The following is a 22,554-nucleotide window of genomic DNA, read 5'->3' as shown; positions in this document are numbered from 1 at the left end:
TGCTGAAATATTAGAGCATTAGAAAAGCTGCCGCAATTTTTTGCGGCAGCTTTTTCATAACTGATTTTTATGAGAAAAGTGATTTAATTGCATCAATCAACGAGATAAAAAATTGTTTAAGCTTCTCTAAAAACCCTTGTCCCTCATCAGATTGCAGAAATTTAGAAATTTGGTCTTTAGCTTTACTAAGCTGGTCGCTAACCTGGTTCCAGTTAATATTTAAATCGATCAGTTTGTTAAAAAAGGCCATTAACCTGTTCATTTCAGCTTCTGATAAAGCCACATTTAAATCTTTAGCAGCTTGTTCAATGATGTTTCGTAATTCTGCATCATTTTTCGGCTTATTCTTGGCAATTTCCTCTTTTATTTTAGCAATTAGTGCAGCGGCATTCTGATCTCCAATAGAGTCGCCTAGTTTTGCTGTTTCCACCATTTCTTCATTCGCAGCCTGTTTTACTTCTTCCGGGATCGTTTCATCCGCAGAAATTTCATAGGCCTTAATAATTCCGGTTAAAGCAGCTGTTCCCGATACAGAAATAGGGGCAGTGATATAGATGCTGGCATCTTTCACCCCAGCGGTAATCAGGGCATTGACATACATCTCATCCGTAACCCAGTTGATATTCTTTGTTTTAACCTTAATCCCCGCGCCCTTGGAGGAGATGGTTATCGCAGATGAGGAAATGGCCTTGGTGCCAATAAGAGATTTCGCAATGTATTTTCCTAAATATTGATGTTCTTCTTGATTTGTAACAGTAACAATTTGTACATCTGCAGGTGCGCCCATCTCTTCTAATAAATTACTTTTTTGCTCTTCTGTTAAATTTTCTCCTAGAGTAACAATCATATCTCCTTCAGCCATATCTGCCAAACTATGGGTAGGATATAGGCTAATAAGTGATACGAGTAGAAGAATGAGAAATCTTTTCATTTTATGCCTCCTTGAAATTTAAGCAGATCTTAGTATAAATATAAAATCTCTTTTACTAATATAACTGAAACCTCAAATATAAACGAATATTTTATCTGGGAGTTTCATAGTTTGAAACTTTCGTGTACTTTCAAGAACAGTTAAAAGAGAGAATAGATTATTTTTGTTAGATAGTGTAGAATGATGGCAGGATAGAATGCTTTTGGAGGAACTTTCTATTATGAAAAGTAACTGGTTGTTATTTGGTATCCTTATTGGTCTCTCTGTAATTTGGGGATTAATTTACTGGATTTTTATTGTTCCTAGTAAATAATGGATGCTTCTATTTGGAGTATGCCCATTATTTAGGTATGATGTTGTTTAGTGAAACACTATAAATTCAAATTACATATAATGAATATAGGTTTATAATTTAATGATTGGGAAAAAATATACTATTGTTAAACCAGACAGAATAGCGGTTTATTTAATATAATGAGGGATCAAAATGTTAATTCGATACAAGAAGACTTTTGAAAAGATTGCTATGGGTTTATTGTCCTTTATGCCAGATGAAAAGGACTTAAAGAAGCTCCAGCTAACCATGAAGGAATATGAAACAGAAGAGAATTGGCAGCTTTTTCTTTGGAAGGAAGAAGATATAATCGGGCTGCTTGGTGTCCTCTTTGATCATCCTGGCAATCAGATTATCATTCAGCATATTTCTGTAAACCCGTCACATCGGTTTCAGGGGATAGGGAAAAAAATGGTGAGAGCTTTAAAAGAGATGTATGCAGATAAAGTAATTATTGCGAATGAGAACACGGCTCCATTTATAGAAAAATGTGATGTTTGCTAAGATACCTAAAGAGGCAACGAATTAGTCGTTGCCTTTTCTTAATTTTAGAGCTTGATTTCTTTCTTCCATTACACTAGTTCGATCACGTAAGACGTGTCGATGAACTAAATGATCATTTGCGACGTCACTGTCCATTCCCCAAACAACCCCATTCTGTTCACAATATCTCTTGCAAAGTTCCAATAGAGCTAAATCCCCTATTGGCAGGCTAAAACTACTATAGCTTTGTTGACTGGTGATGATGGAGAGGCGCTCTTTTAATAAATCTTGAAGCAATGGGAAGTTAAATCCAATCTGTGTCACAAAATCGGATTGTGTCTTAAAAATCTTTATCGCTTTTTCTAATGTTCGTTTGGCACCATTAAAGTTGCTTCTACGATGATGATAAGTCGACACTGCTAATAAAATAAGGCCGACCCAGATGGAGTTTTTATTTCTGCCATCGTTTTTTTTCCAATAATCTTCAAGTATCTCATGGCACTCAAAATAATCTCTGTCACCATGAAAATGAGCTAAAAATTGGATATACTCATTTGGGTACAAAAAACCACCCCTTTTTAGATTGTAGTGTGTGTATGTATAGTTTAACATATAGAGCTTCTCCATTTAACTGATAGGCAGTGTTAAAGGTTATTGTTGATTTTTTAGCCTGTTGATTGGAGCGGAAAGCAAGCCGCCTGGAGCGGGAATCAACATTTAAGACTAATACAGCCAACTGGTAAAAAAGATCCGCCAAAATGACGGATCCTCTGCTTCCAATTTCTTTTGGACTAACTAAAACTCTTGCCGGGGCTCTCAACTTCTTAGTAAACCCAGGAAGCACCCACAATAATTAACAGGATAAATAAAACGACGATTAAAGCAAAACCGGATCCAAATCCACCATCCATATGAAAGACCTCCTTGAAAATTTTTGTTCTTTTCCTTGTCATCATATGTAGAATATTTGTCCATTGTTATGGGCAAACACCCCAACTTTATGTTTAACCATCTAAAGGGTGAATTTTCTATTGGATAACAAACTTGAATCCTCTATACTAATAATAGTCAAGGAGACTAATGAACAAAGATAATTTTATATTTAGAATTTTGGTGAATGAAAATGCCTTATCAGGTAAAAATCGATGCATTTGAAGGGCCGTTAGATTTACTTCTTCATCTTATTAATCGGCTCGAAATTGATATATATGACATTCCGGTAGCTGAAATTACGGAGCAATACTTACTATATATTCAAACAATGAATGAACTGCAGCTTGATGTTGCCAGTGAATTCTTGGTTATGGCTGCGACATTGCTGGCCATTAAGAGCAAAATGCTCTTACCGAAGCATGAAGAGATTTTAGATGAAGTCGACCCGGAAATCGCTTATGAGGACGATCCTAGGGATGAGCTGGTGGAGCGCTTAATTGAATATCGAAAATATAAAGAAGCTGCCCATGACTTGAAAGCTTTGGAGGAAGAACGCGGGCTTATGTATACCAAACCCCCAAGTGATCTTTCCGATTTTACAAAAGAGATCAAGCCTGACCGGACAGAATTAAATGTATCTTTGTATGATATGCTAGCTGCCTTTCAGAAACTTTTGCGCAGAAAAAAATTGCAGCGGCCAATGGCGACAAAAATTGCTCGTCAAGAGATTTCGATTGAAAAAAGAATGACTGAAATTATGGATGAATTACATCAATTGCAGGGAAGGAAAAATTTCAATGACTTGTTTCCTTACCCAGGAAAAGAGCATATTGTGGTTACTTTTTTGGCTGTATTGGAATTAATCAAGAGAAATGTCATAGATGTAGACCAGAAAGAAAATTTTGGGGATATATTTGTGGAAGCTGTAAAGGAAGGGGCAAATTAGGTGGAAATTATTAATTGGAACAGCATACTGGAGAGTCTCCTATTTGCCGCCGGAGATGAGGGTCTATCCCTAAAGCAACTTGCTGAGGTACTAGAAGTAAATGAGCTGCATGCTAGTGAAATGATTGAGGATTTGCGTCAAGAGTATGACCGGGATGATAAGAGGGGCATTATGATTGTTCAAATGGCTGGCACATTTCAGCTTGCCACTAAAAAGGAAAATGCCGCTTATTTAAAAAAATTAGTTGATTCTCCGCATACTTCTGCGTTATCACAAGCTGCTCTAGAAACATTGGCAATCATAGCTTATAAACAACCAATTACCCGTGCCGAAATTGAAGATATCCGGGGAGTGAAAACAGAACGGCCCCTTCATACTTTAATGGCAAAGGCGTTAATAAAAGAGGTTGGAAGAGCAGAAGGAACAGGACGTGCCATTTTGTATGGAACAACAAAAGAATTTCTAGACTACTTCGGACTAAAGAACTTAAAAGAACTGCCCCAATTACCAGAAAAAGTGGAAGAAGAATATATCCAGGAGGAAGCAGACCTGTTTTTTGAGAAATTTCAGGAAACAATTAACTCTTAACTCAATCTTCTGATCGAATTTATGCTAAAATAAATATATATTTAAAAGATGTTTCTTTTTTATTTATTGTGCAGCCAGTTGATAAGGAGAGGGAGTACATTGCTAATCAAAGAGTGTAAAGGGTATGAATTGGAGAAAGAAAAATCAAATACTTCAGAGGACTTTTTTAACAGAAGTGAAGTTACGTTTTTCGAAGATGGACAGGAAAAAACGCTTCATGTTTTATACGTAAGGTATTTTGATGAGCTCTTTCAAGAGTTTACTCCGTACAAGCAAGACCCTATTATAAATCAAGGAAGCAATGAAGTTTATTTTAAGGATATAGTTGCGCTTGTTTGTCTCTTAAAAAATCCAGGACTTCGCAGTCGAAAAAGATTATATATTAATTCTAAGCACGAATTTGCTTCCTATTTTCAAGATATAAATTTTGATAAATTACCTGAAATATTTCTTGGTATTCAGCAAAACAAAGAGTTTGAGCTCAGTTCTCCACTTGAGTTCATTTTGCAATCACATTAATAAGCACAGCTAATTTAGGAGGGTAATTATGGGAAATACTTTGGTTAAAACACAACTTAATGATGTAAAGGAATTCTTAACAAAATCAATCTCCACGCTTGAAGATTTTTTAAATGAAACCACCATTTCGCAATTAAATGTTGAAAACGAAGAAGACCGAGTTTACGTTAAATTAATCTTGGCAAACATGCGAAAGTTGGTTGTTTATAGTGAAGAGGGGTTAGAAGCGTGCTCTGTTATCTTGCAAAGCGAGCCTTTTCAAAAAGCTGCGGCTGAGAAAACACTATATAAGATTTATCATCAATGTATTGAAGAATTTTTCTCACCTAAAAATGATGCATGGTATGAAAATAGCCGCTCGGCCTATACAGGCCGGAACTCGATTAAATTTTATCGCAATGTAGCTGAAAAAATATCAGCGCTTATCAAGAGCTTAGAAGGTGATTTCCAAAGAATACGGGAAGAACTTGAATACTATGAAACAGATTATCGAACAAAAATGATTCAATCAAAATAAAAAAAATTATTACCCCTAAAGACTGTTCCCCTGTGAACAGTCTTTTTTCGTTCTTATTAAGTGTGGCTCCTCATACCATTTAAGGATTACTTATATGCTGAAATGAGGGAATTTGATGGGACGTTTTAGCCAATATATTAATGATTTATTTGTTTGGAATGAACAAATGAAACAATTTCTTCAATCTGAGCAGGTCCGTCAAGATGCGGAATTATGGGATAAATTAGATGAATTTACGGAATTAATTGAAAGTACAAATCGAGAACTATCTAACGAGGAGTTAATTAGTCTCCAAGCAAAGGCAGAAAATATTCATCAGCAAATGGAATATTACTTCAGGAATAAACAGGAAGTAGGGAAGATTTGGGTGATAGAAAAAGCCCTTCCACCTGGTGGACATACATTACCGGACCTTCCGTACGATTATAACGCCTTAGAACCGTTTGTTAATGGGGAAATCATGAAGCTGCATCATGATAAACATCACCGTTCCTATGTGGATGGATTAAACCGTGCTGAGGTTAATTTGAAGAAAGCTAGGGAAACCAATGACTTTTCGTTGGTTAAGCATTGGTCACGAGAGCTTTCGTTTCACGGGTCAGGTCATTATTTGCATACAATTTTTTGGAATAACATGAGTCCAAATGGAGGGGGCGATCCACAAGGCTTACTAAAAGGAGAAATAGACCATTATTTCGGAAGTCTTAATGCCTTCAAGCGTCAATTTTCCGAGGCTGCCAAGCAAGTAGAGGGTGCTGGGTGGGCTATACTGGTTTGGAGTCCGAGAGCAAGGCATTTGGAGGTGCTTCAATCTGAACGTCATAATCTCCTTACACAATGGGATACAATTCCCTTACTTGTTTTGGATGTTTGGGAGCATGCCTACTATCTGCAATACCTGAACAATCGCAGTGAATATGTTGACAAGTGGTGGAATCTAGTAAATTGGCATGATGTTGAAATGAGATTTGAGAAAGCAGCCGACATAAAATGGCCGGCATTTTAATTGAAAACTCGCTCATCGGCGAGTTTTGCTTATTTAGTGTCATAACCAAACTCGTCCAGCATAAACTTGTATAAATAAGAAAAGCGGAGGCGCCTTGAACAGGCCCGACAAGCATAAGACGCTCAGGGAAAGAAGGCGTCCTTTGCCTTCATTCCCTGAGTGGCTTATGACCTCGAGGGGCTAGGCGCTGCAGCTAGACAATAAGAAAAGCGGAGGTGCCTTGCCCAGGGACGACAGGCATAAGACGAGCCGGCGAGAAGGCTGTACTTTAGCCTTCTTGACGGATTGGCTTATGACCCCGAGCCCCTAGGCGCCGGAGCTAGACAATAAGAAAAGCGGAGGCGCTGAGCTAGATAAGTAGAAAAGCAGAGGCGTCTTGATTCAGGCTCTTAAGCTGGACAAGTTAACAGATATAAAGGAGACGAGGTTAATCTGATGAGACTGATTTCAAAGCTAGTTATTATAACCCTCATGATCTCACTCTTGATCGTAAACATTCCTCATAAAGCTGATGCTTCCAAAGGTGTAAGTGCTGCGAGTGCCGTGTTGATTGAACAAAAATCTGGGCGGATCTTGTTTGAAAAGGATGCACATACAAAGCGTAGAATCGCAAGTATAACAAAAATCATGACGGCTATCCTTGCGATTGAATCGGGGAAAATGAACCAGTATGTAAAGGTGAGTGAACAGGCAACAAGAGCGGAAGGTTCTTCTGTTTATTTAAAGCCTGGAGAAAAGATTAAACTTAATGACCTTGTTTACGGTTTAATGCTGAGGTCGGGAAACGACACGGCTGTGGCCATTGCCGAATATGTTGGCGGCAGTGTAGACGGCTTTGCCTATTTAATGAATCAGAAGGCAAGGGAAATAGGGATGTATGATACCCATTTTGCAAATCCACATGGACTAGATGATCATGAAAATCATTATTCAACAGCTTATGATATGGCAATCCTAATGCGGTATGCCATGCAAAATAAAACATTTCAAAAAATATCTGGCACAAAGGTCTACCGTGCTCCTAATCCCACAGAAGATTGGGATCGTGTATGGAAGAACAAAAATCGCCTCCTAACCAAATATAAATTTGCTACTGGTGGAAAAACAGGATACACAAAACGGGCAAAGCGAACATTGGTGACAACCGCAACGAAAGGTGATATGAACTTAATTGCTGTAACCCTAAACGGTCCGGACGACTGGAATGACCATATTTCTATGTACGAAAACGGATTTAAAAGTTTTGATATGGCGGAAGTGTTAACCAAGGGAAAGGTGGATATTTCCAAAAATAAACTTTATAAAGGTCATTTATATCTCAAAAAGTCGATTGTATACCCAGTAACGAGTAAGGAGATGGACCAATTTTCCATTAAATATAAAGTGGAAAAACCTCGAAAAAACTTGATTTCCTCCCACAGCGAGGCCATCGTGGGAAAGGCCGAAGTTTATTTGAATGGCCGAGTGGTGGAAGAAGCTCCGATCTACTTCGAAAAAATTCACAAAAAAGAGAAGAAGGGATTGCTTAACACTATAAAAGAAATGTTTCTATCAGTGATTGGTGTGAACGTCAATGGTTAACTATATATGGGTTGCTATGACCATTATTGGTATTGTCTTTGCACTTATAAACGGTACTATGGAAGCAGTCAATAAAGCTGTTTTTGATGGAGCAAAAGAAGCTGTTACTTTATGTATCGGGTTAATCAGCGTACTTGTTTTCTGGCTCGGTATGATGCGTATCGCCGAAGAGTCAGGACTACTTCAGAAACTTACGAAACTCTTCAGACCGGTTGTAAAAAGAATATTCCCTGAAGTGCCTGCCAATCATCCTGCAATGGGCTATATCCTATCTAATATGATTTCAAACATGTTTGGTTTAGGAAATGCGGCAACACCTCTTGGAATAAAGGCAATGGAAGAGCTGAAAAGATTAAATGGAGGGAAACCTGAAGCCTCTAGAAGTATGGTGACCTTTTTGGCCATTAATACTGCTAGTATTACGATCATTCCGACAACAGTAATTGCGATAAGAATAAACTATCATTCCGGATCCCCTACAGAAATTGTGGTTCCAACCATTATCGCAACCATTCTCTCAGCAATAGGTGCTATATTGATTGACCGCTATTTTTATTATCGCAGAAGTCGAAAAGGATGATGAAGTAATGGAATTCATTTCGTATATTTCGCTAACGTTTATTCCTTTACTGATAGGAACTATATTATTATATGGAACGTATAAGCGGGTACCGACCTATGAAAGCTTTGTTGAGGGTGGAAAAGAAGGAATTAAAATTGCCGTGTCGATCATTCCTTTCTTGGTGGGGATGCTTGTCGCCATATCCATTTTCCGTGCATCCGGTGCATTGGACGCGTTAATGAATTGGTTGAGACCTTTTATGAAAACAATGGGGGTACCAGCTGAGATTGTGCCATTACTCATTATAAGACCCATTTCTGGGACGGCTGCATTAGGAATGACAAGTGATTTGATTGCAGTTTATGGTCCTGATTCATTTATTGGACGGCTTGCATCTGTCCTTCAAGGAAGTACAGATACTACCTTCTATGTATTAACCGTTTACTTTGGGGCAGTTGGAATTAAGAAAATGGGAGATGCATTAAAGGTGGGCTTACTTGCAGATGTCGTCGGGATTATTGTATCAATTTTAGTAGTCGCCCTCATTTTTGGTACAACCTAATAAAAGTATCCTTGGTATGTTCTGATTAGAACATGCTTTTTTTGTGTAATTAATACCCGTTACTTTGAAAAGTGGAGAATTTGTGTCATAATTCATTAGGATAGAATAGTGATTTTTTTTCGTGAATCAGTAGAAATAAATCTCTTTACTACTAACAATGAATGCAACAAATAGAATTTTTGAGGTGAAATAATGGAAAGATTGCAAAAGGTTATCGCTCGAGCAGGAATTGCCTCTAGGAGAAAGTCCGAGGAACTCATTAAAGAAGGCAAAGTTAAAGTAAATGGTAAAGTAGTAACAGAATTAGGACTGAAGGTATCGCCTTCTGATCGAGTTGAGGTTAATGAAGTACAGATTGAGAAGGAAGAGCCTGTTTATTTTCTGCTATATAAGCCAAGAGGTGTGATTTCAAGTGTAAGCGATGACAAAGGGAGGAAGGTAGTTACCGATTATTTTTCTCATTTTAAAGAAAGAATTTTTCCGGTCGGCCGGCTGGATTATGATACTTCGGGATTATTAATCTTAACCAATGACGGTGAATTCGCTAATTTATTAATGCACCCTAAAAACGAAATCGACAAAGTTTATGTGGCTAAGACGAAAGGCATACCCTTAAGAGAAAATCTAAGAAAATTAGAAAGAGGAATACGTCTTGAGGATGGTAAAACAGCACCTGCTAAAGTGAAGCTTCTTTCTGCTGATAATAAGAAGCAAACGGCGATCATTGAAATTGCCATCCATGAAGGCAGGAACCGTCAGGTTAGAAGAATGTTTGAGGCAATCGGTAATGAAGTGCTCAAATTAAAAAGAGAACGTTATGGATTTTTAACACTGGGCGGCTTAAAAGCAGGGGAAGCAAGAGAATTGACTCCACATGAGGTGAAACAATTGAGGTCCCTTGCCATGGATCAATCGAAGAAAAATTCATAAAATCGTCACATTTGGTTTCTTGAGTTAACACTATGAATTTGTTGTAAAGTGCTATAATCTTAGACGAATGTGTTAGGGGATTTACTGGAGGGGAATGTATGAAAAGACGGCGATTAGTCATTAGAACGCTTATATTAGTTGTCTTAGGTGCTGCCGTTGCCTATTCACTTTATGCTAATCTTACCAAAGATACGAAACAAAAAGTTGCGGTTGGGGACACAGCTCCAGATTTTGCTTTAATTGATATGCAAGGGAATAAACATCGGCTTTCCGAATATCGTGGGCAAGGGGTATTTTTAAACTTTTGGGGAACATGGTGTCCTCCATGTAAGAAAGAAATGCCTTATATCAATAATCAGTACCTGCAATATAAGGACAAAGGTGTTCAGGTTTTGAGTGTAGATATTCAGGAACCAAAGCTTGCTGTAAACCAATTTGCCGAACGCCTTGGGTTGGACTTTCCCATCATGATTGACACTGAAAAGGAAGTAATGAATGTATACGGGATTGATCTTTTACCGGCTACATTCTTAGTCGACAAGAACGGGAAGGTAGTCAGATATTATACAGGCGAACTAACTGAAAACAAGGTAAAGGAATTTATGGAGCAAATAAAACCTTAAGGGGACCTGAGGGAGTTTTTACAATGAACGATGTTAAATGTGAATGCGGTCATGTGAATCCGCATGGAACCGTGTTGTGTGAGGCCTGTGGAAAAGTGCTGGATGAGCAAGAGAAAAATAGTAAAGAACTTCTTGACATGCGCTATGAAGGAAGTGCACGCCGTTCACAAACATACAACAAGACAATTATAGATAAAATTTGGAACTTTTTTTCATCAGTCAAGGTGGGGATTTGGCTGATTGTGATTACGTTACTTGCATCCACACTTGGAACCATCCTTCCGCAAAAAATGTATATTAATCTTCCTCCGGAAGTGTATTATGAGCAGGAATATGGCTGGTTCGGAAAGTTATATTACCAATTAGGTTTGCACGATTTATATGGTTCTTGGTGGTATTTATTATTAATTGCTATGATTGGTATTTCTTTGGTTATTTGCAGTCTTGACAGAGTTGTACCGCTCTATAAAGCCCTAAAAGCCCAAAGGGTTACAAGACATGATGGCTTTTTAAAACGTCAGCGGATTTTTGGGGTAACAGAGCACGCCGACGATCAGGATTTCACTATTATCAAAAGTCATTTAAAAGAAAAACACTATCAGGTTCGGGAGGAAAATGGCGACCTGTTAGCGGAAAAAGGCCGTTTTTCTCGCTGGGGCCCATATATAAACCATATAGGCTTGATTATTTTCCTATTAGGTGCCATGCTCCGATTTATTCCGGGATTTTATGTAAATGAAAATCTATGGGTAAAGGAAGGAGAAACAGCAGTCGTCCCTGAAACAGGTGAAAAATACTATCTGAAAAACAATCAATTTATCCTGCAGCATTATGATAAAAACAAGGATAAAACATTTGAAAAGGCAATCGAGCAAGCTGGCCAAGTGGTTAAAAATTACCAATCTAATGTTGTTTTATATGAACGTGTCAGCAAAAATCTTCCAGGGGAGCAACCGGAACTTAAAAAGCTTAAGGAATATAAAGTTAGAGTCAATCACCCATTAGATTTTAATGGCTATTCTGTCTTTCAGTCATCCTATCGTAGTGAGTTAAAGACAATGTCGTTTGTGCTGGCTAATAAAAAGACAGGTCAGACTTTTGGAGAAGTGAATATTGATCTTGAGGACCCAAAAGCTAATTATGATTTAGGTAACGGTTATTCTGTAAAAATCATTAATTATTTTCCGGATTTCGAATTTGATAAAAATAACGAGCCATCAACTAAATCAAGGCTCCCTAATAATCCTGCCTTCGTGTTTCAGATGGTTACACCGGATAAATCTAAACCTGAAACAAGTTTTGTAGCTATTAAACAAACGCTTGAGCCATTGGGAGAAAATACTTACAAGATGGCGTTTCAAGGAATTGAAACCAAAAATGTTTCAGGATTCACCGTTCGAAAGGACTCATCGTTATGGGTGATTATTTTAGGCGGGATTATCTTTATGATCGGTGTTATGCAAGGGGCATATTGGAACCACCGCCGGATATGGGTTCAAAATAAAAACGGACAAGTATGGATTGCGGCCCATACCAATAAAAATTGGTACGGCTTAAAGCGGGAAATTGAGGCTGTATTAAAAGATACTAAACTTGACATCCCAGAAGATCAACAACAAAAAGATAATTTGGATAAGGAGGGAGACTAGTTGGCAACATTAAGTAGTAATTTATTATTTATTGCCTTTATTCTTTATTTAATTGCAACATTATTTTATGGAGGATCAATTAAATCGAAGAATAGCTCGGGTGAAAAAGCAGAAACAAACACATGGGGGAAAATTGCTGTTTCCTTAACAATTGTGGGTTTCATTTCTCAACTCGGTTATTTTATCACTAGATGGATTGCAGCAGGTCATGCTCCAGTTAGTAATATGTTTGAGTTTACCACTTTTTTCGGAATGGCTCTTGTTGGTGCATTTATTGTTATTTATTATATCTACAGAACCACCTTACTTGGACTTTTTACCATGCCTGTCGCAATCTTGGTCATCGCCTATGCAAGTATGTTTCCACGAGAGATTACACCTTTAATACCGGCTTTACAAAGTTATTGGCTCCATATTCATGTGACAACTGCAGCAATGGGAGAGGCCATTCTTGCGATTAGCTTTGCTGCCGGATTAATCTATCTGGTAAAGGCAATTGATCAAACAAAGTCAAATAAACAAACTTTTTGGCTTGAGATTGTGATGTTTTCCCTTGTCACGGTCCTTGGCTTTGTGGCGGTTTCATCGGTCTTTTCAGCTACGAGCTATCATGAAAAATTTAATTGGATAGATAAACATGATAATCAGGTGGCTGTGACGTATACGATGCCTGCTATAACTGGTCCTCATGATGGAGAATTATTAACCAAAAATGCTTTTAAACCATTAGTTGAAGTACCAGCTTTCATTAACGCGAAAAAGTTAAATACAGTGATTTGGTCTTTAATTGGAGGGTTAATTTTATATGGATTAATCCGCACTTTGTTACGCAAACGGATTGCCGCTGCCCTTAAACCATTTGTGAAGAATATTAAACTGGACTTCGTCGATGAAATTAGTTATCGCTCCGTATTAATCGGTTTTCCTGTTTTCACACTGGGTGCCCTTATTTTTGCGATGATATGGGCGCAGATGGCCTGGTCTAGATTTTGGGGCTGGGATCCAAAGGAAGTGTGGGCTTTAATCACTTGGCTTTTTTATGCAGCATTTTTACATCTTCGCCTATCCAAAGGATGGCACGGAGAAAAATCAGCATGGCTTGCGGTAATTGGCTTTGTCATTATTATGTTTAATTTGGTTGCAGTTAATCTTGTTATTGCAGGACTGCATTCTTACGCTGGTTAAGAAAAGTGCCGCATAACCAAATAAGCCTTCACTTGAATTAGTGAAGGCTTTTATAAAATCAATAAATTTTAATAGGAAAATGGTATTGTCAAATTATTGACACACTTTATAAGAGTAATTACCTTGAAAATGTAGCAAAATTTAGTTCCATTTTGTAAAATAAACTCCATGGGGGGATTAATAATGGAAAGAGACGTAAAGATACTAGTAGTAGATGATGAGGAAAGAATTCGCCGTTTATTAAAAATGTATTTAGAGCGTGAAGAATATATAATTGACGAAGCGGAAGATGGAAATGAGGCTTTGTCAAAAGCTTTTGCTAATGATTACGATGTTATTTTGCTTGATTTAATGATGCCTGGTAAAGATGGAATTGAAGTCTGCCGTGAGCTCAGAGAAAAAAAGGCAACTCCTGTTATTATGTTGACTGCAAAAGGCGAGGAAATCAACCGGGTTCAAGGCTTTGAAGTTGGGACAGATGATTATATTGTTAAACCATTCAGCCCTAGGGAAGTGGTTTTACGTGTAAAGGCATTGTTAAGACGCTCATCTCAAACAAGCTATTTACAAACAGAAACAACGACAAAAGATGTAATAGTTTTCCCACATTTAACCATAGATAATGATGCACACCGGGTAACGGCTGATGGTAAAGAGGTCAGTTTAACTCCCAAAGAATACGAATTGCTATATTTCTTGGCTAAAGCGCCAGACAAAGTGTTTGATCGTGAGCAATTATTAAAAGAAGTCTGGCATTATGAATTCTTTGGGGATTTACGAACTGTAGATACCCATGTAAAACGACTTCGTGAAAAATTAAATAAGGTTTCAGAGCAGGCTGCAAGAATGATTGTTACTGTATGGGGTGTGGGTTATAAATTTGAGGTAATTAATGAATGACCTTTTTGCGAAGTGTAGTAGGTAAACTTTGGTTTACCATTATTTTTTTAGTTTCATTTGTACTTTTCATCCTAACAGTGATGCTCCTTGAACTTTTTCAAAACCATAACATTCTTGAAACAAAGAATGATTTAACCAATACAGCTGAAAAGATTGCCGATGTATTGGAAGCACATCCCAATGACAAATTTCCGCTGGGTCTAGAAATTTCTTGGGAGATTATTGATGATGTGACAAAAGTAGTAATTGTTAAAAATGATCATGAAGTCTATTATTCTCCAAATACGGAGAAGGATATCAGGCTATCCTTTAATGATATCAAACAGGATCCAGACTTTTTTGCTGTGTATCATCACAAAAAATCTGTTGATAAGGTTTCTAATTTATCGTCAAAAAACAACAATCAGGATTCGAGTTTTTCCATCATTGGTGTTCCTTTGCAGCTCCCTGGTGAACCAAATGGAGCTGTCTTCATTTATCAATCACTTGAAGTAATGAAGGAAACATCCAATGAAACAACGAAATACATTTTGCTTGTTGCAGGTGTAGCCATTATTTTAACCACGATCTTTGCGTTTTTCCTGTCAACCAGAATTACAGCTCCGCTTAGAAAAATGAGAGAAGCTGCGTTTGAAGTGGCAAGAGGAAAATTCGATACAAAAGTCCCGATTTTAACACATGATGAAATCGGGGAATTGGCAACAGCATTTAATCAAATGGGAAGACAATTAAAGTTTAATATGAATGCATTAAGCCAAGAAAAAGAGCAGCTCGCAAGTATTCTAAGTAGTATGGCTGACGGGGTAATCACCTTTAACCGTGATGGGACGATATTGAATACCAATCCTCCTGCGGATCGTTTTTTGCAATATTGGTATTACGAAAAAGGCGGAGTTACAAATGATGCTGAAGCCATTCCATCTCAAGTTATGGACCTTTTCCAGAAGTCTTTGGAAACAGAAAAGGAGCAAATTGGTGAACTATCTCTGCAAGGACATCACTGGGTGATTTTAGTTAGTCCTCTTTACAGTAATCGATTTATTCGAGGGGCAGTAGCCGTACTTAGGGATATGACGGAAGAAAGACAGCTGGAAAAGATGCGGAAAGATTTTATTGCCAATGTCTCACATGAACTGAGAACGCCTATTTCCATGCTGCAGGGCTATAGTGAAGCAATTGTTGATGATATTGCTGAAACGCAAGAAGAGAAAAAAGAAATGGCAAGAGTTATTTACGATGAATCCTTGCGTATGGGACGACTTGTTAATGAACTGTTGGATTTAGCTCGTATGGAGGCTGGACATATCCATCTCTCTGTGGAAGACGTAGATTTGTCCGCATTTATTAACCGGATTATTTATAAGTTCCAAGGTCTAGCCAAAGAGAATGAAATCCAATTGTATTCGGAAGTAGAAAATGATGTTTCACCGGTTCTATTTGACCCTGACCGAATTGAGCAAGTGCTGACAAATTTAATCGATAATGCGATGAGACATACACCAAAAGGCGGGCAGGTAAAAGTGTCCGTTGTTTTAGAAGACAAAGGAGTTAGAATGGAAGTAAAGGATTCTGGCTCGGGTATTCCAGAAGAGGATTTGCCGTTTGTTTTTGAACGTTTTTATAAAGCAGACAAGGCTCGGACAAGGGGCAGGGCTGGTACCGGTTTAGGACTTGCCATTGCAAAGAATATCATTGATGCCCATCGTGGGACGATTTCTGTTCGAAGTAAGATTGGAAGGGGAACGACCTTTTCCTTCTTCTTGCCACGAAAAAAGTAAGATTTACAAACAATTTGCCGATTGTTCTTGATTCACAAGGAACAATAAAAGGCGGAAGTGCCTTGATTAGGGGCTGTTGCTAAATAATTATTAAGATTAACTACTGGCTCATCCAAAAAGATGAGCTATTTTTATTATATTTCATGTGCCTATAGGATTTGAATTTCTGTTAATATATTCCTTTTTATTTAAAATAAGTTTATATTTATATGAGTGAAACTTTTTAAATGAATACATCGACTAATAGTAATGAACGGGGAGGGGAATGGATGGACTCCGTTTTCGATGAGCTTTATCACAAATATCATCATGATGTTTTTCAATTTCTATTTTATATGGTTAGAAATAAGGAGCAGGCAGAGGATCTTGTCCAAGAAGTTTACATTCGGGTATTCAAGGCATATGACCGCTTTCAAGGAAAAAGTAGTGAGAAAACATGGCTTTTTTCGATTGCTCGGAATGTTGCAATTGATTACTTCCGTAAACAAAAGGGGTGGAAGGATCGATTACTTGAAAAATTTGATTGGTCAACTAATCAGGTAAAGGATGAATACCCTATTCCAGAGGAGATTACAATCCAAAATGAGGAGATAAAAGGGATATACAGATGTCTAGAATTTTGCACAGTTGATCAGAGGTCTGTCATCGTTCTTCGATATTTACAGGACTTATCCATATCTGAAACAGCTAAAGTTCTAGGCTGGACAGAAAGTAAAGTGAAAACAACTCAACATCGCTCCTTAAAAGTATTGAAAAAGCATATGGAAATGTCCTATGAAAAGGAGGGATCATTCAGTGAAAAAGTCAGAGTGGAGCGATAGAGAGCTTGAAGAACTATTAAGACAAATGCCCAGAATACATGATCATCGCGATCCTCATGACATTTACCACAATATTTCTCTTAAAAGAAAAAGGGTTAGACCATGGGTGTTACCAGGCCTAGCTGCTACAGCAGCCTTATTGCTTTTCCTACTATTAATGCCTAAGTTGATGGGGGGGATGCATTTTTCTCATGAAAGCGCAGAAGAAAAATCCACGTCAAGTAGTAATACAGCAGCGCAAAAGGACAGCAGTGCCTTCAAAAAGGAGAATGCTTCATCTAAAGAAGCGGAAACTACTAAGACCCAGCAGGCCAATTTGCTTAAAACGGAAAATGTTAAGACAGCCATTTATGAAGATGAGGTTGGCAAAGGAACTGTTTTTACTTATTGGGTACCAGATGAACAAGCTCAAATACTCATACCCGTTTCAATCATTGCCAATCACAGTTCTGGTCAATCCTGGATTACTAACTATACCGCATTAATGGCCAATTTACAGGAAGAAGAGTGGGGATTATCAGACTTCTATCCTCTAAATGCAACTATGAAACTCGAGAAAGATGGAAATACAGTAATTGTGGATGTTCCTTCAGATCACCAATACGGTCAAGGCTCCACTGCAGAAACGAATTTTATTAATATAGTACAGAAGGATATATCAACCAATAGTAATTGTAAAAAAATTAGGTTTACTACAAATGGTCTACCCGGTATCGAGTTAGGAAATATCGGCAGGAAGGAAGAAATCGATGTTGCTTCTCAGAATAATCATGCCTATTTCTTCTATTCCCCTGCGAACAGTAAATTACCATTTTTAGTACCATCTATTGAAACGTATAACAATATAAACTCTGCTCTTGAAGCAATGAAAACAGATCAATCAGGGGGGCTCAAAAGTTCTTTGCAGTCTTTCCCTCAAATAGATCATGTATCAATTTCTAATAAAATGATGTATCTTTCATTCGCTGTTAACTCCAGTTTACAGGATAATCAGGAATCACTCTTATCTTTCGAGGCTTTGCTCTTAACAGCCAAAGAGTTTGGCATTGAAAAAGTTAGGATTAAAAATTCCCCTTTATCAAACCTTGGACCATTTGATCTCACAGAAGAAATTAACGTTCCAATTGCTCCTAATTTACGGGATATACCATAAAATTGCGGATCAACCCTAGTGGTTGATTTTTTTTATGAATAAAATCCGGTAAGTCTCCAAATTATAACAAATATGCTCACGCTCCCCATAAAACTTACTATTTGATTTGTTCTAAATAGAATCCATATAACATATGGTGTGGAGGAGAGTACAATATACAAGGAGGAAAAGAAAGGAATGCGTGACTACATAAAGAGATTTTTAATTGCCATTATTATGGCGCTTTGTGTCAGTTTATTATTTTTAGGAGGAAAACATTCGGAAGCAGCAGTGACACAAGACGCTGAAGTCATTAATGACCACTGGATTTGGCCGGCAGACGGCATCATTTCAGATACATATGGAACAAGGCAGGGAAAACATAAAGGAATTGATATTGCTGGAAGAATAGATACACCCATCCTCGTCGTTGAGGATGGCGTTGTTGAAAAGTCTTATTATTCTAATACATATGGAAATGTAGTATTTGTTAAGCATCCAAGTCATTTTGTAACGGTATATGCACATCTAAATAGACGGAATGTGGCCAAAGGTCAAATGCTCAAACAAGGCGATGTTATTGGAAAGATGGGAAGGACAGGTCAAGCTACTGGGACACACCTCCATTTTGAAGCCCATCAACTGGAATGGAGATATGATAAAAAATATGCCCTGGACCCTGAAAAGCTATTAGGTCAAGCGGATGTTGGAGAATCAGTACAAGCAGGAATTGCAAGTATTGGTGATTCGGTATTAGCAGCCAGTTCACTGCTGCGCTTACAGCAGAATGACAGCACTAACAGCTCTCAAGCTTTGGACAAGTATATTGTCAAAGAAGGGGACACCTTATCCTCTATAGCCCAAAAACAGAATACCACTGTATCGGCAGTTAAAAATCTAAATCATTTAACATCAGATCTTATTAAACCTAAACAGATACTAAAGGTACCCTAAATAAAAGAATCCGCAGCCTCAGCCTGCGGATTCTTTTTAGATTATAGGATTTAAAATAAGGATTTAAGATTTTTTTCTTAACAAAATGTATATTCTTTAGTATAATAAAATCGTAATTTAATATCGATCTATCTTCGGGGCAGGGTGAAATTCCCGATCGGCGGTATTAGAGCAATGCTCTTAAGCCCGCGAGCCTTTTGGGGCAGGATTTGGTGCGATTCCAAAGCCGACAGTATAGTCTGGATGGGAGAAGATGGAGGTTCTGCAGACATTCAAAAAATGTTGATTCATTGAATGTTTATTAAGCGTGCCTTTGTAAAATCCCTCAAGTGATTCTTCTTGAGGGATTTTTTAGTCACCTGGGTCGTCTATATGCTGAACCTCTCTTCCTAACATGATGGATCAAAAAGGAGAGAGGAAAAATGGAAAAAAGAAAAAAATTAAATGTAAAAGCTTATGTTTCAATTGGAATGCTGAGCAGTATAGCTTATTTATTAATGCTATTAAATTTTCCACTGCCAATATTCCCCAATTTTCTATTTGTCGATTTCAGCGACATCCCAGCGTTAATTGCTGCATTAATTTTTGGACCGCTTGCGGGAATTTTAGTAGAATTTTTCAAAAATGTGCTTAACTATCTTGCCACTGGAAGTCAAACCGGGATTCCGGTAGGCCATATATCAAACTTTATTGCAGGGATTGTTTTTGTTCTTCCAACATTATTTGTTTATAATAAACTCAAAACAAAGAAGGGTATGACGATTGCGTTAGTAGTCGGAACAGTTATTATGGCTGTAGTTATGAGTATTTTAAATTATCTTGTAATCCTTCCTGCCTACACACTACTCATGGGGTTTCCAGATATGAGAAATCTGGTCGTTCCTGCAATCTTACCTTTTAATATTCTTAAGGGTGTCATGATGTCAGGTATCTTCATGCTATTGTTTATTAGAATGCAAGCATGGATTAATAAATCTTCAGTCATAAAAGGTGCATAAATAACACAACAACAAGAGCTGCCATCTGGCAGCTCTTGTTGTGTCGCTAATAGAAAAACCTCGTCTAAATTAGACGAGGTGTGGTTTTAAAGAGCTTAAAGATGATTTTATTCGAATTTAGTTGGGTTACCGTCAAATGGTTCGTCAGCAACTTTGATTGAATCTGTTGGACAGCCTTCAAAAGCATCCATCATGTCATCGATTAATACATCTGGAATTTCAACAATTCCCTCATTTTCGTCAAGAGTTACAAATGCAATGCCTTCATCATCATAATCGTAAATATCTGGTGCTGCTGCGCCACATGCACCACATGCGATGCAAGTTTCCTTGTCAACAATTGTATACTTTGCCATGAAAAAAAACCTCCCAGTAAATAACAGATAATATGCTTCCCTGTTTCCTGCACAGTTATGGAAACGAATTACTCATTCCTATTGTAAAGCTGTATGGTCAACTTTTCAATAGAAAAATGATATTAGTGAAATGATTGAATGAGACCAAATTGATGAAACTTCTTCATTATTACCCAACCAGTTATACAAAATTCATGTTAAAATAAAATAAGAAAAAATGAGGATTTTTGTCGAATATATGGGTAAAAGTGGTGGAAAAAGATGCTACAATTAGAGACCGTTATTTTATATTGTTTAAGACAACTCCATAACGAACGAACTATTTATTCTATCTATCATCTACTAAATGGAAAAAAGTCATCTCAAACCATTCAAGATGCCCACTTATTCTCCTTGAAGGAATTTTTTGGTGTATATGAGACGTTAACAAGAGAAGATTTCGAGCAGATCACAGAAGATTTATTCAGAAAGAACTTAATTGATGGTTGTGGTGAATATAGGTACCAATTGACTGTTTCAGGATTAGACCATTTAGAAAATACGTCAATGGACCATTATTTAAATGGCTGGAACTTTCACTCCTATACAACGCTGTTTTGGGAAAGACTGTCGTTTCTAATTCAGGTCACTTCAAATCTCGTTTATGAGGAAGCTAAATATATTCCAATTCAAAAAAATAAGGATGTGCATAATTGGCTTAAATCGACGTTAACAGAAATAAAGGTACCTAGGAATGAATTAGGCAGCATTTTATATTCGGAAATACTTAACTGCTTAAATGGGGCAAAGAATTTAGACCCCGCTATTTTAGTGTTTAGATTAACGGGCTTCCAGCAAATAGGATTGACGGCTCTCCAAGCAGCAAGAAAGGTAAAAATGCTCATTCACGATTACCAGCTTGAGTTTATTAATACATTGCATTATTTAATCCAAAATATTAAGGATTCCAGTAGCTTTAAAATACTAACTTTTCTATTGAATGGTTTAGAGAAGGATGATGAATTAACTATTTCAGCAAGGAAAACTTGGAGTTTTTTAATGCAGGGAAACCCGCCTGGAAAAATTGCTGATTTAAGAAACTTAAAATTAAGTACAATAGAAGATCATCTCGTTGAATTTGCTCTGCATCTCCCAAATTTCTCTATCGATCCTTATGTAGAAAAGGAGTTACAAACAAAGATTCTTGAAATTTCACGATGCATAGGAACGAGACAATTAAAGCGGATAAAGGATGAATTGAAGGCTGTGACTTATCTTCAAATAAGGTTAGTACTGGCGAAGTATGGTGATGAAAAATGGAATTAGAAATACTTTTAAAAAAACACTTTGGTTATTCTTCCTTTAAAAAAGGACAAAAAGACGTTATAACCTCCATACTTTCTGGTCAGCATACATTAGCTATGCTCCCGACAGGAACAGGAAAATCCTTGTGTTACCAATTACCTAGCTATATTTTTAGTGGGCAGACCTTGGTTATTTCGCCCTTATTATCTTTAATGCAGGATCAGGTAGAGCAAATGAAGCGATTAGGAGAGAAAAGAGTAGTTGCGTTGAACTCTTTTCTTACTTTGACAGAGAGAAATAAGGCACTTCGTCATTTAAGAGATTATAAGTTCATTTTTATTTCCCCCGAAATGTTAAGTGTTCCTTTTGTTATAAGGATTCTGCAGGGGCTTACCATTTCCTTATTCGTTGTAGATGAAGCTCATTGTATTTCACAATGGGGATTTGATTTCCGGCCTGACTACTCAAAGTTGGGTGATATCCGCAAGAAATTAGGCTGTCCTTTAACCCTTGCACTTACAGCAACTGCAACCAAAAAGGTGCGCGAAGATATTGTAAATTCCCTCGGGCTTGAAAATGATGAAATCATTAAAGTAGAATCAACCATTGACCGGCCTAATATAGCCTTCCATTTTGAAAAATTAACTGATTATCAAGATAAGCAACATCGAATCATCGAGCTTGTATCACAACTCCAAAAACCCGGAATTATATATTTTTCTAGTAAAAAGGCTGCTGATCAAATGGCTGCTCTCTTAATGGAAAAAGGGATTTGCCAAGCAATGGCCTATCACGGGGGATTGGATGCAACAACGCGAGTATTGATTCAACAGCAGTTTATTCATAATCAACTGGATGTTGTATGTGCTACAAGTGCCTTTGGGATGGGAATCAATAAGGAAAATGTTCGTTTTATTATTCATTATCATATGCCGATGCAGATTGAGTCGTATCTTCAGGAGATTGGAAGGGCAGGGCGGGA

General features: G+C 37.5%; 25 protein-coding genes and 1 riboswitch. Of the genes, 21 read left to right on the top strand and 4 right to left on the bottom strand.

The genetic code is table 11. The features are described 5' to 3' along the window. Positions 1 to 67: 67 nt before the first annotated feature. The gene (locus tag V7077_RS19195; RefSeq protein WP_335504866.1) at positions 68 to 931 is read right to left on the bottom strand and encodes a DUF1002 domain-containing protein; all 864 of its coding nucleotides are present in this window, start codon (positions 929 to 931) and stop codon (positions 68 to 70) included. A gap of 487 nt (positions 932 to 1,418) precedes the next feature. Here V7077_RS19195 and V7077_RS19190 point away from each other — a divergent pair, with 487 nt between their 5' ends. After that, complete coding sequence (locus V7077_RS19190; protein ID WP_335504864.1) at positions 1,419 to 1,769, top strand: GNAT family N-acetyltransferase; 351 nt, start codon at positions 1,419 to 1,421, stop codon at positions 1,767 to 1,769. 21 nt (positions 1,770 to 1,790) lie between these two features. Here V7077_RS19190 and V7077_RS19185 read toward each other — a convergent pair whose 3' ends face one another. Together V7077_RS19185 and V7077_RS19180 are read right to left on the bottom strand one after the other, a co-directional pair. Continuing rightward, on the bottom strand, positions 1,791 to 2,312 hold the full coding sequence (locus tag V7077_RS19185) for a DUF309 domain-containing protein (RefSeq protein WP_335504862.1): 522 nt from the start codon (positions 2,310 to 2,312) through the stop codon (positions 1,791 to 1,793). 260 nt (positions 2,313 to 2,572) lie between these two features. After that, complete coding sequence (locus V7077_RS19180) at positions 2,573 to 2,659, bottom strand: YjcZ family sporulation protein (RefSeq protein WP_160722190.1); 87 nt, start codon at positions 2,657 to 2,659, stop codon at positions 2,573 to 2,575. 212 nt (positions 2,660 to 2,871) lie between these two features. On the opposite strand from V7077_RS19180, the gene V7077_RS19175 reads away from it, so the two are divergent. From V7077_RS19175 to V7077_RS19090, 18 genes are all read left to right on the top strand, one after another. Next, positions 2,872 to 3,627, top strand: coding sequence for a segregation/condensation protein A (locus V7077_RS19175; protein WP_335504860.1), 756 nt, complete (start codon positions 2,872 to 2,874; stop codon positions 3,625 to 3,627). After that, positions 3,628 to 4,215, top strand: a complete 588-nt coding sequence (gene scpB, locus V7077_RS19170; protein WP_335504858.1) for an SMC-Scp complex subunit ScpB — start codon at positions 3,628 to 3,630, stop codon at positions 4,213 to 4,215. It abuts the gene before it with no gap. A 99-nt stretch (positions 4,216 to 4,314) separates the two neighbouring features. Beyond that, on the top strand, positions 4,315 to 4,734 hold the full coding sequence (locus tag V7077_RS19165) for a hypothetical protein (RefSeq protein ID WP_335504856.1): 420 nt from the start codon (positions 4,315 to 4,317) through the stop codon (positions 4,732 to 4,734). A gap of 28 nt (positions 4,735 to 4,762) precedes the next feature. Further along, complete coding sequence (locus tag V7077_RS19160) at positions 4,763 to 5,251, top strand: YpuI family protein (RefSeq protein ID WP_335504854.1); 489 nt, start codon at positions 4,763 to 4,765, stop codon at positions 5,249 to 5,251. 115 nt (positions 5,252 to 5,366) lie between these two features. Next, positions 5,367 to 6,257, top strand: a complete 891-nt coding sequence (locus V7077_RS19155; RefSeq protein WP_335504852.1) for a superoxide dismutase — start codon at positions 5,367 to 5,369, stop codon at positions 6,255 to 6,257. Between the two features lie 435 nt (positions 6,258 to 6,692). Further along, positions 6,693 to 7,838, top strand: coding sequence for a D-alanyl-D-alanine carboxypeptidase family protein (locus V7077_RS19150; RefSeq protein WP_335504851.1), 1,146 nt, complete (start codon positions 6,693 to 6,695; stop codon positions 7,836 to 7,838). Further along, positions 7,831 to 8,418, top strand: a complete 588-nt coding sequence (locus V7077_RS19145; RefSeq protein ID WP_335504849.1) for a nucleoside recognition domain-containing protein — start codon at positions 7,831 to 7,833, stop codon at positions 8,416 to 8,418. The genes V7077_RS19150 and V7077_RS19145 overlap by 8 nt, the downstream gene beginning before the upstream one ends. Positions 8,419 to 8,425: 7 nt before the next feature. Continuing rightward, positions 8,426 to 8,962, top strand: a complete 537-nt coding sequence (locus tag V7077_RS19140; RefSeq protein WP_335504875.1) for a spore maturation protein — start codon at positions 8,426 to 8,428, stop codon at positions 8,960 to 8,962. A gap of 192 nt (positions 8,963 to 9,154) precedes the next feature. Then, entirely contained in the window at positions 9,155 to 9,892 is a 738-nt protein-coding gene (rluB, locus tag V7077_RS19135) for a 23S rRNA pseudouridine(2605) synthase RluB (RefSeq protein ID WP_335504847.1), read from the top strand. 98 nt (positions 9,893 to 9,990) lie between these two features. After that, positions 9,991 to 10,515 carry a thiol-disulfide oxidoreductase ResA gene (gene resA, locus V7077_RS19130; RefSeq protein ID WP_335504845.1) on the top strand — a complete coding sequence of 175 codons (525 nt, stop codon included), beginning with the start codon at positions 9,991 to 9,993 and terminating at the stop codon, positions 10,513 to 10,515. Between the two features lie 23 nt (positions 10,516 to 10,538). Further along, a complete protein-coding gene (resB, locus tag V7077_RS19125) occupies positions 10,539 to 12,164 on the top strand; it encodes a cytochrome c biogenesis protein ResB (protein ID WP_335504843.1) in 1,626 nt (541 codons plus the stop codon). Then, on the top strand, positions 12,165 to 13,349 hold the full coding sequence (gene ccsB / locus V7077_RS19120) for a c-type cytochrome biogenesis protein CcsB (RefSeq protein WP_335504841.1): 1,185 nt from the start codon (positions 12,165 to 12,167) through the stop codon (positions 13,347 to 13,349). A 183-nt stretch (positions 13,350 to 13,532) separates the two neighbouring features. Beyond that, on the top strand, positions 13,533 to 14,249 hold the full coding sequence (locus V7077_RS19115; RefSeq protein ID WP_335504839.1) for a response regulator transcription factor: 717 nt from the start codon (positions 13,533 to 13,535) through the stop codon (positions 14,247 to 14,249). Next, a complete protein-coding gene (locus V7077_RS19110) occupies positions 14,246 to 16,027 on the top strand; it encodes an ATP-binding protein (protein WP_335504837.1) in 1,782 nt (593 codons plus the stop codon). Before V7077_RS19115 ends, V7077_RS19110 begins: the two co-directional genes overlap by 4 nt. Positions 16,028 to 16,296: 269 nt before the next feature. Further along, positions 16,297 to 16,848: an RNA polymerase sigma factor SigX gene (gene sigX / locus V7077_RS19105; protein WP_335504835.1), complete on the top strand. Its 552-nt coding sequence runs from the start codon at positions 16,297 to 16,299 to the stop codon at positions 16,846 to 16,848. Next, on the top strand, positions 16,823 to 18,001 hold the full coding sequence (locus V7077_RS19100; RefSeq protein ID WP_335504833.1) for a hypothetical protein: 1,179 nt from the start codon (positions 16,823 to 16,825) through the stop codon (positions 17,999 to 18,001). Before sigX ends, V7077_RS19100 begins: the two co-directional genes overlap by 26 nt. A 177-nt stretch (positions 18,002 to 18,178) precedes the next feature. After that, the gene (locus V7077_RS19095) at positions 18,179 to 18,934 is read left to right on the top strand and encodes a peptidoglycan DD-metalloendopeptidase family protein (RefSeq protein WP_335504830.1); all 756 of its coding nucleotides are present in this window, start codon (positions 18,179 to 18,181) and stop codon (positions 18,932 to 18,934) included. Between the two features lie 126 nt (positions 18,935 to 19,060). Further along, positions 19,061 to 19,193, top strand: a riboswitch (FMN riboswitch). A 163-nt stretch (positions 19,194 to 19,356) separates the two neighbouring features. Continuing rightward, positions 19,357 to 19,932, top strand: coding sequence for an ECF transporter S component (locus tag V7077_RS19090; RefSeq protein WP_335504828.1), 576 nt, complete (start codon positions 19,357 to 19,359; stop codon positions 19,930 to 19,932). Between the two features lie 107 nt (positions 19,933 to 20,039). On the opposite strand, the gene V7077_RS19085 is transcribed toward V7077_RS19090, so the two are convergent. Further along, positions 20,040 to 20,288 carry a ferredoxin gene (locus V7077_RS19085; RefSeq protein ID WP_215043208.1) on the bottom strand — a complete coding sequence of 83 codons (249 nt, stop codon included), beginning with the start codon at positions 20,286 to 20,288 and terminating at the stop codon, positions 20,040 to 20,042. A gap of 261 nt (positions 20,289 to 20,549) precedes the next feature. On the opposite strand from V7077_RS19085, the gene V7077_RS19080 reads away from it, so the two are divergent. Further along, positions 20,550 to 21,593 (top strand): helix-turn-helix domain-containing protein, encoded by a 1,044-nt coding sequence (locus tag V7077_RS19080; protein WP_335504826.1) that lies wholly within the window; start codon positions 20,550 to 20,552, stop codon positions 21,591 to 21,593. Beyond that, a partial coding sequence (locus tag V7077_RS19075; protein ID WP_335504824.1) for a RecQ family ATP-dependent DNA helicase occupies positions 21,584 to 22,554 on the top strand: 971 nt, incomplete at its 3' end. The genes V7077_RS19080 and V7077_RS19075, both read left to right, overlap by 10 nt.

Origin of the sequence: Neobacillus vireti (assembly GCF_036962465.1) — a bacterium.
Lineage (GTDB): Bacteria > Bacillota > Bacilli > Bacillales > Cytobacillaceae > Neobacillus > Neobacillus vireti_B.
Note: the sequence above shows the minus strand (reverse complement) of the source record. Positions and strands in the feature narration are given on the sequence as shown.

Excerpts from the sequence above, each read along its gene's own strand:
- V7077_RS19195 (WP_335504866.1), bottom strand. The coding sequence starts at position 931 with ATGAAAAGATTTCTCATTCTTCTACTCGTATCACTTATTAGCCTATAT.
- V7077_RS19190 (WP_335504864.1), top strand. The coding sequence starts at position 1,419 with ATGTTAATTCGATACAAGAAGACTTTTGAAAAGATTGCTATGGGTTTA.
- V7077_RS19180 (WP_160722190.1), bottom strand. The coding sequence starts at position 2,659 with ATGGATGGTGGATTTGGATCCGGTTTTGCTTTAATCGTCGTTTTATTT.
- V7077_RS19175 (WP_335504860.1), top strand. The coding sequence starts at position 2,872 with ATGCCTTATCAGGTAAAAATCGATGCATTTGAAGGGCCGTTAGATTTA.
- V7077_RS19160 (WP_335504854.1), top strand. The coding sequence starts at position 4,763 with ATGGGAAATACTTTGGTTAAAACACAACTTAATGATGTAAAGGAATTC.
- V7077_RS19155 (WP_335504852.1), top strand. The coding sequence starts at position 5,367 with ATGGGACGTTTTAGCCAATATATTAATGATTTATTTGTTTGGAATGAA.
- V7077_RS19150 (WP_335504851.1), top strand. The coding sequence starts at position 6,693 with ATGAGACTGATTTCAAAGCTAGTTATTATAACCCTCATGATCTCACTC.
- V7077_RS19145 (WP_335504849.1), top strand. The coding sequence starts at position 7,831 with ATGGTTAACTATATATGGGTTGCTATGACCATTATTGGTATTGTCTTT.
- V7077_RS19140 (WP_335504875.1), top strand. The coding sequence starts at position 8,426 with ATGGAATTCATTTCGTATATTTCGCTAACGTTTATTCCTTTACTGATA.
- rluB (WP_335504847.1), top strand. The coding sequence starts at position 9,155 with ATGGAAAGATTGCAAAAGGTTATCGCTCGAGCAGGAATTGCCTCTAGG.
- resA (WP_335504845.1), top strand. The coding sequence starts at position 9,991 with ATGAAAAGACGGCGATTAGTCATTAGAACGCTTATATTAGTTGTCTTA.
- resB (WP_335504843.1), top strand. The coding sequence starts at position 10,539 with ATGAACGATGTTAAATGTGAATGCGGTCATGTGAATCCGCATGGAACC.
- V7077_RS19115 (WP_335504839.1), top strand. The coding sequence starts at position 13,533 with ATGGAAAGAGACGTAAAGATACTAGTAGTAGATGATGAGGAAAGAATT.
- V7077_RS19110 (WP_335504837.1), top strand. The coding sequence starts at position 14,246 with ATGACCTTTTTGCGAAGTGTAGTAGGTAAACTTTGGTTTACCATTATT.
- sigX (WP_335504835.1), top strand. The coding sequence starts at position 16,297 with ATGGACTCCGTTTTCGATGAGCTTTATCACAAATATCATCATGATGTT.
- V7077_RS19095 (WP_335504830.1), top strand. The coding sequence starts at position 18,179 with ATGCGTGACTACATAAAGAGATTTTTAATTGCCATTATTATGGCGCTT.
- V7077_RS19090 (WP_335504828.1), top strand. The coding sequence starts at position 19,357 with ATGGAAAAAAGAAAAAAATTAAATGTAAAAGCTTATGTTTCAATTGGA.
- V7077_RS19085 (WP_215043208.1), bottom strand. The coding sequence starts at position 20,288 with ATGGCAAAGTATACAATTGTTGACAAGGAAACTTGCATCGCATGTGGT.
- V7077_RS19080 (WP_335504826.1), top strand. The coding sequence starts at position 20,550 with ATGCTACAATTAGAGACCGTTATTTTATATTGTTTAAGACAACTCCAT.